General features: G+C 41.5%; 12 protein-coding genes. 7 read left to right on the forward strand and 5 right to left on the reverse strand.

Going from position 1 to position 13245, the window contains the following annotated elements; translation table 11 throughout:
• The first annotated feature begins 342 nt into the window (after positions 1-342).
• The 7 genes from AC1DRQ_RS11920 to AC1DRQ_RS11950 all read left to right on the forward strand — a co-directional run bounded on the left by AC1DRQ_RS11920 (position 343) and on the right by AC1DRQ_RS11950 (position 7393).
• The gene (locus tag AC1DRQ_RS11920; protein WP_429398356.1) at positions 343-582 is read left to right on the forward strand and encodes a hypothetical protein; all 240 of its coding nucleotides are present in this window, start codon (positions 343-345) and stop codon (positions 580-582) included.
• Between the two features lie 104 nt (positions 583-686).
• Positions 687-887, forward strand: a complete 201-nt coding sequence (locus tag AC1DRQ_RS11925) for a hypothetical protein (protein ID WP_429398354.1) — start codon at positions 687-689, stop codon at positions 885-887.
• Positions 888-1160: 273 nt separating this feature from the next.
• Positions 1161-1679: a DUF2911 domain-containing protein gene (locus tag AC1DRQ_RS11930; protein ID WP_477424612.1), complete on the forward strand. Its 519-nt coding sequence runs from the start codon at positions 1161-1163 to the stop codon at positions 1677-1679.
• 141 nt (positions 1680-1820) lie between these two features.
• Positions 1821-2915 (forward strand): DUF3810 domain-containing protein, encoded by a 1095-nt coding sequence (locus AC1DRQ_RS11935; RefSeq protein ID WP_477424614.1) that lies wholly within the window; start codon positions 1821-1823, stop codon positions 2913-2915.
• A gap of 440 nt (positions 2916-3355) precedes the next feature.
• On the forward strand, positions 3356-5545 hold the full coding sequence (locus AC1DRQ_RS11940) for a penicillin acylase family protein (protein WP_477424615.1): 2190 nt from the start codon (positions 3356-3358) through the stop codon (positions 5543-5545).
• Positions 5546-5716: 171 nt separating this feature from the next.
• On the forward strand, positions 5717-6715 hold the full coding sequence (locus AC1DRQ_RS11945) for a sugar phosphate isomerase/epimerase family protein (protein ID WP_429398346.1): 999 nt from the start codon (positions 5717-5719) through the stop codon (positions 6713-6715).
• A 246-nt stretch (positions 6716-6961) separates the two neighbouring features.
• Entirely contained in the window at positions 6962-7393 is a 432-nt protein-coding gene (locus AC1DRQ_RS11950; protein ID WP_477424617.1) for a DoxX family protein, read from the forward strand.
• A 183-nt stretch (positions 7394-7576) separates the two neighbouring features.
• Here AC1DRQ_RS11950 and AC1DRQ_RS11955 read toward each other — a convergent pair whose 3' ends face one another.
• From AC1DRQ_RS11955 to AC1DRQ_RS11975, 5 genes are all read right to left on the reverse strand, one after another.
• Positions 7577-7852 (reverse strand): UBP-type zinc finger domain-containing protein, encoded by a 276-nt coding sequence (locus AC1DRQ_RS11955; RefSeq protein ID WP_477424619.1) that lies wholly within the window; start codon positions 7850-7852, stop codon positions 7577-7579.
• Positions 7852-9513 (reverse strand): FAD-dependent oxidoreductase, encoded by a 1662-nt coding sequence (locus AC1DRQ_RS11960; RefSeq protein WP_477424621.1) that lies wholly within the window; start codon positions 9511-9513, stop codon positions 7852-7854. The genes AC1DRQ_RS11955 and AC1DRQ_RS11960 overlap by 1 nt, the downstream gene beginning before the upstream one ends.
• Positions 9514-9652: 139 nt before the next feature.
• Positions 9653-11053, reverse strand: a complete 1401-nt coding sequence (locus AC1DRQ_RS11965; RefSeq protein WP_477424623.1) for an ATP-binding protein — start codon at positions 11051-11053, stop codon at positions 9653-9655.
• 150 nt (positions 11054-11203) lie between these two features.
• A complete protein-coding gene (locus tag AC1DRQ_RS11970; RefSeq protein WP_429398336.1) occupies positions 11204-11947 on the reverse strand; it encodes a LytR/AlgR family response regulator transcription factor in 744 nt (247 codons plus the stop codon).
• Positions 11944-13014 carry a sensor histidine kinase gene (locus AC1DRQ_RS11975; RefSeq protein ID WP_477424626.1) on the reverse strand — a complete coding sequence of 357 codons (1071 nt, stop codon included), beginning with the start codon at positions 13012-13014 and terminating at the stop codon, positions 11944-11946. The genes AC1DRQ_RS11970 and AC1DRQ_RS11975 overlap by 4 nt, the downstream gene beginning before the upstream one ends.
• Positions 13015-13245 lie beyond the last annotated feature (231 nt).

The following is a 13245-nucleotide window of genomic DNA, read 5'->3' on the forward strand; positions in this document are numbered from 1 at the left end:
TAACTTATCAATATGAGTGAAATTGTACTTTTGCTCGTAAAGATCGGCCGAGTTCACTGCGATATTTAGTAACGTAGCCATTTCGGCAACATTGGCCGCAGCTTTGTTAAACAAATCATAAAAAATCTTATTTGAATTGGGGAATATCGACATAAAGCTAAACTTTTATGATCTTGTTTTAAATGGTAGAAAATTAAAACTCTGTATGTTAATTGATTAACCTACTTAAGTCACAAATTATATTGCGGTTAAATGTAGATATTAATTTGTTGTTAAAGGTCACGTAATTGTTAACGTAGTGTTAATTTAATATTATTAATTTGTTGGCGTATCTTTACAGCCATGCCGAAACACAGTTTGCCTACTTATGCCATTGTTGAATTATTGATAAGGTTATCGCGATATAATTATTTAATAGGCGACTATAAAAACCATAGTGTATTTGATACCGGCGTTATGGTTAAAACATCAGGTGGCAGCATCAGCTTTCCGGTAGCCATTATCGTACAACAATTTGAAAATCCCACGGCCATTACCGAAAGTGAGCTGGCCAGGATGGCATTACTTTTCAGGCAGGGTTAATAAACACCCAATTTAAGCGGTGAGCTTATAAATACTATGTAACATTTTGGCCCTGATAAAACAATATGCCATCATGTTGATTATATTTATACAAGTTCATCATTATGAAACCCGCTGATAAACATTATAAATTTATAAACTGTAGAACTGGTTACGTAATTTATTATCATTCCATTAGCAGCGAACGCTCCGCCGAAGAGATTAGGGCCGAACTGCAGGAAGTAAGATGCAAGGTGGCTATTCAAAACGGCCTTTATTTTGAATCAGTTTACTGGGAAGAGATGAGGGAAGACGCTGAAGTGTAATGTAACTATAGCCCCCCCCCGGTAAAAGTTGCATAAAAAACCCCTGCCTTGCGGCAAGGGTCAAAAAAACCACAACAATTGTTTAACCTTTTGGCTATGAAACCCTAAGGTCAATTCCTAACTGCAATGTGATCTTCTTCCTATTAAACAGTGCTGTATATCAAATTGTTTGTGTATTTATTAGGATGTGCTAATTTCACTTTATTTATCACGCTAATGGATAATCAAACAAATTTCCTCTTATATTTATACCATTAAATTATGAAAAATATTATGAGAAGAACATTCCAATTTAAAGCTGCGTTGCTTTTTGCAATTACCCTGTTTGTAAGCAGTATGGTATCTGCCCAGGATAAAAAGCCCGCAAGTCCGCATGACAGTACAACTGCTGTTGTGGCTGGTTCAACTATTAAAATTAAGTATGGCAGCCCTTATGTAAAAGGCCGTAAAGTATTAGGTGGATTAGTGCCTTATGATAAAGTATGGCGGGCCGGCGCCGATTCGGCAACCAGTATTACAACCAGCAAAGCTATAAAGGTTGAAGGTAAATCGCTTCCGGCAGGCAGGTATGCATTTTTTGTAATCCCATCTGAAAAAGGAACATGGACCATTATTTTTGATAAAAATCCAAAACAATGGGGCGCTTATACGTATAAAGAAAGTAATGACCAGTTAAGGGTTACTGTTAAAGGCAAAACTATTCCAAAACAGGAAAGCCTTACCTACGCAATTGATAAAGGCGGGTTTAACCTGAAATGGGATACATTTGAAGTGCCTGTTTCCGTAAAATAAAGATTTTTTTAATTGACCTGATCACATTAAAGCCTCGTTTACGGGGCTTTTTTTATGGCTTATGGTTGGGTTTAATATCATTACAGGTATCAGTTTAAATATTAATTTAGCAAACTCCTATTAGCTATATTTACACTATCAATGCATTACAACCTCAGCAAAAAACCTTTATTAAAAAGAACAGTTGTCATATTATTATTAACACTGGCTATTTTTATACTAATGCAGTTGGCAGGTTATCCTGCTGTAGTTGAGCGTTATTATTCCTGTGGCTTTTATATATTCATTTGCAGAGTTTTTCATCCGGTTTTAAATTTATTTCCATTTAGTGTTGGCGATATATTGTACATAACGGTAATAGGTTATTTAATTTATAAGATCATCGGGGTTTTTAAACTGCTTTTTAAAAAGCAGTTTAAAAGGATAGGTATGGTATTATTAGGACTGGTTATTGGTGTACAGGCAGGCGTGCTGGCTTTTTATCTTTTTTGGGGGATGAATTATTTCAGGCCATCGGCAGCCGAGCGGCTTAATTTACGGGATACCTCCTTTACAACTGCCGACCTGAAAGCCGTAACCAAATTGCTGATTGATAGTGCCAACGCTTCCCGGGCGCGGGTTACCGCCGCGGATATGGCCCAAACAAACAGCGCTATTTATCATACCGCCGTACAGGCTGTAAGTTCACTTTCTGCCGATTCTGTTAATTTTCGGTCCTAYCATCCCGATATTAAACCATCACTGTTAACATTCTTGCTAAACTATATTGGTACATCGGGCTATTATAACCCTTTTACCTCCGAGGCGCAGATCAATTACCAGATGCCCATTTTTAATCGGCCGTTTGTGGCCTGTCATGAAATGTCGCACCAGATGGGCTATGGGGCCGAAGACGAAGCTGATTTTGCCGGTTTTGTGGTCGCTATAAGATCGCGGGACAGGTTGCTGCGTTATTCGGCCTATCACCTGGCGGTTAGTGAATTTATGTACTCATTAGGCAGGCGCGATACGCTGGCCCATAAAGAATTGAAGGCCCTGCTTTCAAAAAATGTACATCAGGATTATGTGATTGAGCACAATTACTGGCTATCCTATGAAAATAAGCTGGGTGCAATAAGCAGCGTTTTTTATGATAACTTTTTAAAGGCAAATAACCAGCCCCAGGGCCTTGAAACCTATAACCGTATGGTACTGCTGGTAATGGCCCGCGAGCGTGATCACTGGGTTCGTGATTAGTATCATTTGTTCATTAGTTTGAACGAACAACCATGTTGTTGTGCCCGGATGTACCGCTTGCTAATACCAATGAACAATTGAACTAATGAACCATTGAACCAATAATAAAAAAGTGCGTTCCGTATCTCACCCCGGAACGCACCGCAATATCATATCAAACGATATTGAATCAACTAAATCTCAGATATCATGCTTAATGAGTACCCAAGCTCTTATATATTTACTGATGGTTCAGCTTCAGTAAACAAAATTTTATTACTTTGTAGCTATGCTGTTTTTTGAGCTTAATTATTCCGCTCCGTATTAATTATAAATAATTGAATAGGAACGGTGGGGTATTATAAATATTATAGCTTAAGCGTCAAATTTACTGTTATTATTAAAATACCCTTTAATTTTATATCCAAAAGGCCTTTTTGATAGGTAAAAATATTGTTACTATGAAACCTTATTTAATTTTTGCTTTAATATTTTCGCCGGTAATAGCTTTTGCTCAAATATTTAACCCGCAGGAGATCAAACGCGCGGAAAACCAGGCAAAGATGGTAACCATCATTAGGGATAACTGGGGTGTGCCCCATATTTATGGAAAAACGGATGCTGCAACAGTGTTTGGATTAATGTATACGCAATGTGAAGACAACTTTAAAGGTATTGAACGCAATTATCTTTACCAGTTGGGACGGCAAACCGAAGCCGATGGCGAAAATAGCTTATATACCGATGTGCAGTTGCAACTGATTGCCGATAGCGCCGATGCCATTAAAGATTATAAGGCCAGCGCGCCGTGGTTTAAAAAACTGATGGATGCTTTTGCCGATGGCATTAATTATTACCTGTACAAACACCCTGAAGTAAAACCCAAAGTATTTAAGCGGTTTAAACCCTGGTACGCCTTAATGTTTACCGATGGTAGCGTGGCCGCAACAGAAACCGGTGGTATAAAATTATCAGAAACGCAGGATTTTTATAATGGAGGCAGCGAAAAGCTTGGCGCATTGATTAACAAGCCCACACCAGTTTATGACATGGTGAACGAGCGGGAAACCGGATCAAACGGCTTTGCTATAGCACCATCAAAGTCGGCATCGGGGCACGCTTTGTTATACATTAACCCGCATGTGCCCTTTTATTTTCGCAGCGAGGTAGAGCTGGTGAGCGATGAAGGGCTTCATACCTACGGTGCGGTTACCTGGGGGCAATTTTTTATTTACCAGGGATTTAACCAGCACTGCGGCTGGATGCATACCAGCAGCTACGCCGATGTAGGTGATCTGTATGCCGAAAAGGTGAGCAAAAAAGATGGCAAATGGTATTATGAGTATGATGGATCGCTTAGGCCTGTTACCACCCGCAAACTGGTACCGAGCATTAAAAAGGGCGATCAGTTAGAACAGCGGTCTATAACAGGTTATTACACCCATCATGGCCCTGTAGTGGGCAGCAGAGATGGTAAATGGCTGGCTCTGAAAGCGAATAATCGCTCCTATAACGCGCTGCTTGAATCATGGCTGATCACCAAAGCCAATACGCTGGCCGAATATAAAAAGGCAATGGAACTGGTATCAAACACATCAAACAGCACGGTTTATGCCGATGACAAAGGAAATATCATATTTTGGTATGGCAATTACATTCCCAAACGTAATCCCGCATTTAACTGGAGCCTGCCTGTTGATGGCAGCACCTCTGCAACAGAATGGCAGGGTATACATCCACTTAAGGATATCATAACCGATATGAATCCTGCAACCGGCTGGATCCAGAACTGTAATTCCACACCCTATACTGCATCAGGAACAAGCAGCCCCGATAAAAACAAATACCCGGTTTACATGGCACCCGATGGCGAAAATTACAGGGCCATTACAGCCATTAAATTATTAAAAGATGCGGATCATATCACCCTCGATGGGTTGATAGCCAAGGGGTACGATCATTACCTTGCTGCTTTTGATGACCTGCTGCCGCCTTTGTTTAAGGCTTATGATAATGCCCCTGATTCTGTTAAAAAATCACTTGCAGAACCTATAGAATTATTAAAACAATGGGACAAACGCAGCGCGGCAAATGCTGTGGCCAGTACCCTGGCCATTGAGTGGGGAACCCTTATGATGAAAACCATGCCGCCGCCTCAAACTGATCAGCAAAGCACATTTATTACTCAACGTGTTAAAAAACTTTCACAAACCGGCGGTGGGCAACAACTCCAATTTTTAGCCGATGTTTTAAAAAACCTGCAAAGCCGCTTTGGCACGTGGAAAATACAGTGGGGTGATGTTAACCGGTACCAGCGCCCTGCCGATGGCATTACGTTTGATGATACATTACCAAGTATTCCCGTTGGTGCAACCGGTTCGGGCTTTGGGCAGTTGCCATCATTCCAGAGCCGTACTGTAAATACGCAAAAGCGCTATGGATACTCGGGCAATAGCTTTATTGCAGCCATTGAGTTTGGGCCGCGTATAAAAGCCAGGAGTATAATGACCGGGGGACAGTCTTTTGATCCTGCCTCAAAAAACTTTACCGATCAGGCGCAGGGATTTATTGACGGGAAGTTTAAAGATGTGTTGTTTTATAAAAGTGATGTACTTAAGCACGCTCAAAAAACCTACCATCCGGGCGATTGATTACTTAGCAAACTATGTTTAAGTTTTTGGGGTTTGAGTAAAATATAGTTGTCATGCGCCACTCCTGGTAATGTGGTTATTTTATTAATCTCGCAGCGATGCCAGGTGGCCAACTTTCTCATTAAAATTCAATGCAGCTTTATTATATTGCATTACCAATTTATAAAGCCTATGAAAACCATCAGCCGTAAAAAGTTTATAACTACAGCCGCGCTGGTTACTGCCGGTATCCCGTTTGGCCTGAGTGCTTTAGGAAAGGGAGCACTTGCCCCGGTAACTTTAAATAATAACGGAACTAATAACACATCTGCTGCCGAAAAAATTAAGGTAAGTATATTCTCCAAACATCTGCACTGGCTTAACTATACCGATATGACTGCACTGGCTGCTGAAATGGGTTTTGATGGTGTTGACCTAACCGTAAGGCCCGATGGTCATGTGCAGCCCGAAAATGTGGCTGCAGATTTGCCCAAAGCGGTGGCCGCAGTTGAAAAGGCCGGGTTAAAAGTATACTCCATAGTAACCAACATTAAACAGCCCAACGAAAAGTATACGGTGGATATTTTAAAGGCAGCATCAGCATTGGGTATAAAATATTACCGCACAGCCTGGTTCAATTATAATAATGCCATTACTGTTCCGGCCAATTTGCAGGTAATTACCAAACAGTTTGCTGGTTTGGCTGCTTTAAATAAACAATATAACATCCACGGCGCTTACCAAAATCACTCGGGCGACTTATTTGGTGCATCCATTTGGGACCTTTGGCTGGCACTTAAAGATCTCGATCCAACTTCGATAGGCTGCCAGTACGATATCAGGCATGCCACTACCGAAGGGGCTGATACCTGGGCCACATCTATACAGCCGCTTGTTCCACATATTAAAACAACCAACATCAAGGATTTTTACTGGGAGAAAAAGGATGGTAAATGGCAGGTAAAAAGCGTTCCGCTGGGTGAGGGGATGGTTGATTTTAAAAAGTATTTTGCTGTTATCAAACAAAACAACATAGGAGGACCACTGAGCTTACACTGTGAGTATGAAGCTTTGGGCGGTGCGCAGGACGGCGCCAAACAAATAACTATCAGCAAACAGGAGTTTACTACTGTTGTACAAAAGGATTTGACTACGTTGAGGGGATGGTTAAAAGACAACGGGTTGTCATGATCAATGGTGTAGCGTAAAGACCCAGGCGGCTCGAATGTCATCCCGAACGAGGTACGAGGAGGGATCTTATACACGGGATATGCTCATAGTATAAGGTCGAAATGACAGGCAGTGAAGAAAAACAATTTGCATTTATAACGAGTTTGTTACTATATTTAGTAAAAGTAAAAGCATGCCTTTTTAACCCAATAAAACCGCTGCTTACTTTATAACCAATAACACCTTATAAAAAGAAAGGAGGCTGTCATGAACTTAGTTCATAAAATTGAAAACTGGGGCGACACTCATCACCCTAAGATACTTGACCTGGTACGTATTGCGCTTGGTGTATTTTTATTGTTAAAAGGTATAGCGTTCATGGAAAATACGGCTTACCTGAAAAATATAATTGATAGCCAGGATGTAATTGACCTGTCGCCTATTGTGTTAATAATCCTGGTTTATTATGTAACCTTTGCCCACATGGTTGGGGGGATACTGATAGCTTTGGGTATATTAACCCGGTTGGCATCCATTATTCAAATACCCATAGTTTTGGGCGCTGTATTTTTAACAAGTATTTTTCAGGAAGCCATTAATGCTATGGCATGGCCGTCCATTACCGCACTGATCCTGTTGGTACTGTTCACCATATTGGGTTCGGGCCCAATTTCTTTGGATAAATATCTTTCGGAATAGTAGTGTTGCAGAAGCCTCACCTAAATCCTCTCCAAAGGAGAGGACTTTACTTGAATGTTCTAATTTTATGGTTTAAGGGCAGTTAAGAATGATGGTAATCCTTTAATCCAATGAATCACGGTTCAGACAAAATCATGGTTCAGACAAAAATGAACAAATCACACTGATCATTTAAATCAGCGGTCAATATCCGGTTACCAGTTCATCAACATAACACCATAGCCAGCGTTCGCCGGGCTCGGCTGATATAACCACCGCGTGACCACTTGCCTGGAAGTGTTTGGTCATGTGCGTATTGGGCGAACTATCACAACAAAGGGTAACACCACAGGTTTGGCAGGTACGCAGGTGCATCCACGAGGAATGCGTTTTTACACACTCCTCGCAAACGTGATCCTGCGGTTGTTTTATATCAGTAATGGCAGCCAGGTGCTGGCATATTTCATCTTCTTCCATCATTAAACCTCGGCTAAATATTTATGTACAAAACTAATGGCCATGGAGCCTTCGCCTACGGCTGATGCTACCCTGTTCATGGCTCCGGCGCGTACGTCGCCAGCGGCAAATATGCCGGAGCAACTGGTTTCCAGTAAAAACGGATCGCGTTTAAGCTTCCATATTTTACCAAAGCCCTCATAACTGCGCAGTTCGCGGCCGGTTTCAATAAAATCCTTATTGTTTTTTATAATGTCGAGCTTTATCCAGTCGGTATAAGGTTTTGCACCGATAAAAATGTACAGGGCATTAGCCTCTTTAGTAACCTTTTCCTGTGTTTTACAATTTAACAGCGTAAGCTCCTCAAGGCAGTTGGTGCCATTGGCTTCAATAATTTCAGTATCGGGTATAACTTCAATATTGGGAGTATCACCTATTTGCGTTATCAGATAGGCCGACATGGTACTTACCAAACTATCCTTGCGGATGACGATGTACACATTTTTGGCAAATTTGGATAGGTGCATAGCAGCCTGCCCTGCAGAGTTACCCCCACCAATTACATACACCTCTTTACCGGTACAAGCAGTGGCCTCGGTAGTAGCGGCACCATAATAAATGCCTGCTCCTGTATAGTTTTCAACGCCTTTTACTTCCAGCTTGCGGTAATCAACACCGGTAGTAATTACCACAGTACGGCTGATGATCTCGGGTCCGTCATCCAGAACGATGGTTTTATAGCCATCTTTTTGTTTGATATCGCTTACTGATTGGGGCGATAGAAACTCGGCGCCTAAACGCATGGCCTGGCTTATGGCGCGCCTGGTGAGGTCGGCCCCGCTTAAACCGGCAGGGAAACCCAGGTAATTTTCAATACGCGAACTGGTACCTGCTTGTCCGCCGGGTGCTTTACGCTCAATCAGCAAAGTTTTTAATCCTTCTGATGCACCGTAGACAGCCGCGGCCAGTCCGGCAGGCCCGGCGCCAATTATTACTACATCATAAACATCAGTAAGTGTTTGCGGATTTTTCTCCAGCTTTTCGGCTATGGCCCTGATGGTCGGTTTGGCTATATAACTGCCATCTTCAAAAACTACCAGTGGCAGGCAATCAGTTGTTAAATTGTTCAATGCCAAAAGGCTGCCTGCATCAATGTTCTTTTCAACATCAAGCCAGCGGTAAGGTATCAGGTTACCGGCTAAAAAATCTTTTATCTGGTGCGATTGTGGCGAAAATTGGTAGCCTACCAGTTTAATGCCCACAAACTCGGGTACATAATTATTTTGCCAGTCTTCGAGCAGGTCATTTATTACCGGAAAAAGTTTTTCCTCGGGCGGATCCCAGGGTTTCATCAGGTAATAATCAAGCTGCACATCATTAATGGCTTTTATAGCGGCTTCGGTATCAGAGTAAGCCGTAAGCAGTACACGCTTGGCATCGGGATATATTTTTTTTGCTTTCTCCAAAAATTTAACTCCCTCCATTTCGGGCATGCGCTGGTCGCACAGGAACAAGGCGATCACATCCGAGCTGTTTTTAAGCTCAGTAAGGCTTTCAAGGGCTTCGTTTGCCGATGTTGTACTCAATATTTTGTATTCTTTACCATATTGCGATCTTAAATCGCGGCTTATTGACCGCAGTACCTGCGGGTCATCATCAATGGAAAATATTATAGGGCGGCTCATAGGGGTGTTTTTCTAATAGGTAAATAATTAATATTTTGTTTAGTATCGAGTAGTTAGTATCAAGTATCAAGATTCTGAGGTTATTAGTACAGTGCCATTTGAATACTGTCTTGATACTTGATACCAGCTACTTGATACGCTATCCGTCAATCAGGAAACAAACACTAAATACAGTATGGCCCGGCTCCGATTTTACTTTTATGGAGCCACGGTGTTGTTTTACAATACGTTGTACAACCTCAAGCCCCATACCGGTACCTTTGCCCATTTCTTTGGTAGTAAAGAATGGGTCGAATATCAGCGTTTGTATATCGGGCGGAACTCCAGGGCCATCATCAACTATAAAAACTTCAACAAATTCACGGTCGCGGCGGGTTTTAATGGTCAGTGTGCCTTTGCCGGCCGGTTCCATAGCATCAATAGCATTGTCAATCAGGTTGGTCCATACCTGATTAAGTTCACCAATCAGGGCCTTTACTTCGGGCAGTGTTTCATCAAAATCTTCAACAACGTTAATATTTCCTTTCCTTATCTTATAACCAAGCATGGTAAGCGTATTGCGAATGCCTATGTGTATATCGGCATATTGCTTATCCTGCGCACGATCCATGTGGGTAAATGTTTTAACAGAACTTACCAGCTCGGCAATGCGCCTTGCAGACTCCTGGATATCCCTGACCATTTTTTCGGTGACCAGCATATCACTTATCCAGTTTAGTACATGCATTAAATTACCCTCAGGTGTATGTTTTTTAAATGCTTCCAGCGTATCAATGGTAAAATTAAAATCAACAAAGCTTTCAGCAATATCATATCCATTTTCTACTTCATGCTCATCAAGCCATTCAATTATTTCATCTTCGCGCTTTGTACGTTGCTTAAGGCTTAGCCGTGTAAAGTTTTTCTCGTCGAGCAGCTCAAACAGGCTTTTGGTGATAGCAGTAACCTGTTCAGGTTCAATTTTCATCGTAAATATAGCCTTAATGCTTTCCGGCTCTTGTTCGAGGTGTTTTTTTAATGTCAGTGAATCGCGAACGATAGCCGATGCCGGGTTGTTTAACTCATGCGCAAGCCCGGCCGACAATTTACCCAGGGCCATCATTTTTTCATTTTGCTGCTGCAGGGCAGTAAAATCACGCACACGGGTGGTCATGATATTTACCAGGGCCTGTGTAAGCTCGTAATGATTTTTTATCATTTCGGGTATCATCTCGGTATTGAAGCTGCGTAATTGCAACCTGCCAATAGCCTGTGCATACCCCTTTGAAATTTTGCCCCTTGAAAAGGGAAGGTACCCCGTAACGTTACCCGGGCCCACTACCGTAAATTCGCGCCTGAAACCACTTTGCAGCATAAAAAAACGCATGCTGCCCTCTACGGTTATATGAGGTCCGCTCATAGGTTCGCCGGGTTGCATCAGGAATTCTCCATCTTCAAATACGTTATCTTCACTATTATCTAACAGCCATTGAAGCTGCTCTTCAGGTACACTATTTAAAATTTCGAGTGATTTTAGCCAGGATGCGGTTACTGTTTGCATGTATTAAAATTAGCTATTAATATTCAACGGTTTTATGGGTGCATACAAAAATAGCGCACATATTAAACCCAGCAAAATTGCTTTTGCTAAAATACGGATGATTTTTAAATTGAATAGCTAAACGGGTTATAAGTTACATTAACGCGTAAATTATAGCCACTTGCTCAGGAACTGACCAAAAGCCTCTTTGTACTGATCGCCAACGGTAATATTTATTTTGCCAATTTGCAGGGCGTTACGGGTAATGGAGTTTATTTTATCAAGCGAAACGATGAAAGAGCGGTGCACACGCATAAAACGTTTGGCGGGCAGTTTTTCTTCCAGTGCTTTTAAACTGGTGAGTGACAGCAGTGGTTTCTCGGTATTTTGAAGATATATTTTTACATAATCTTTGAGGCCTTCCATATACAATATGTCCTTCAGGGCAATGCGTACCAGCTGGTATTCTATCTTTAAAAACAAGTACTCATCTTCCATACGCTGCTCATCAACTGCCAGTGAAGCCGTATTTGAGCGTTGTAACAGTTCTACATAGGTTAAGGCTTTATTAGCTGCATGTAAAAACTCCTCATAATTAAAGGGTTTAAGCAGGTAATCAAGCGCGTCAACCTTGTAACCCTCCAGTGCAAACTGGTTATAGGCTGTAGTGAAAATAATACGGGGCTTGTTCGGGCCGCGGCTATCCAGCACCCGGGCCAGTTCAAGGCCATTTAAATTGGGCATTTGTATGTCCAGAAAAATAAGGTCAACCTTTTTATCCTGCAGGCCCACCAATGCCTCAACAGCGCTTGAGTAGCTACCGGTAAGCTTTAAAAATGGGGTTTGCTCAATAAAGCTGCAAACCAATCCGAGTGCAAGGGGCTCGTCATCAACTGCTATACAATTCAATATCATGATAGGTTGAGCGTTAGGTGAACGGAATAAGTGTTAGTAGCAGTATCTTCATTGATGAGCAAATCATATTTATTGTGATAAAGCAGATCGAGCCGGCGAATGGTATTGGTAAGGCCTATGCCCTTGTTTTCTTCCAGATTTGCATTATTTTCTTTAAATATACTGTTCCTCACTATTAGTTCCAGCTGATTGGCATGTTGCTCAATACTAATGAAGATACTGCTGGGCAGCGTGGCGCTAATGCCATGTTTAAAAGCATTCTCCACAAAGGGTAAAAATATCATAGGGGCAACGGTTGTGCCATTTATTGTGTCAGGTAAATTAAATGTTACGGTAACCTTATCGGTAAGCCGCAGTTCCATCAGGCTGATATAATCTTTTATAAATGCTATTTCCTGGCTAAGCTGGGCTGTGCCATGCTGGGTATCATACAATACATACCGCATCATGCGCGATAGCTGGTGCAGCGCCTTGCGCGATGTATCGGCATTTACCAGCGTTAGGGCATAAATATTATTAAGGGTATTAAAAAAGAAATGCGGGTTGATCTGCGCTTTCAGGAACGATAGTTCGGAACTTATTTTATCCTGTTCCAAAGCCTCGCGCAGGCGGATATCGCCCTGCCATTTTTGTATGGCGGTAATGCTGGTGCTTATGCCAAGTACTAACGCGATTATGGCTACCATGGCAACATCAAAATCATGATTTTTTCCACGACGTCTTGGGGGGCCGTGTTTATGAAAAGCCGCATCAATAAGCTGGTGCATATTAAGCCAGTTATCGACAAAAGCGTTCAATAAAACTATAACCCCTACCAAAGCCAGTATAAACAGGAAATATACACCAGTACGGTTCTTTAATAAATATTGTGGAACAAGTATCCTGGCATTAATATAATAGGCTACTATGAGCATACTTAAAACTATTCCCTGCTTTATCCAAAACTGGTAGGGCAATTGAATATTCATTGTTAATGGCTGATACAGGAACAGCGAAACACTCAATACTACCCATGTAAGTACATGAATTAGTATGGTTATAAAGTTACTTTTTGATTTGAGGCTCATTTATTTGCTTACGGCTGTTGTTAAATTTAAGTAYATAATTTGTCAATAATACTAATCAATATGGGCATCAACCAATCATAATCGCTCAACAGGCAAAACTTACCGATGAGCGGCTGATGCTGCTCTTTTAAACAGATTGTCACATAAACGGGTTTTGGTTGTGTGCTTTTATAGGGTAAAATCAGGCCCTTATCTATGTTCTCCTCTTGTAGGTCTATTCTGTTTTTTATA

Source organism: Mucilaginibacter sp. P4_E8, assembly GCF_056401495.1.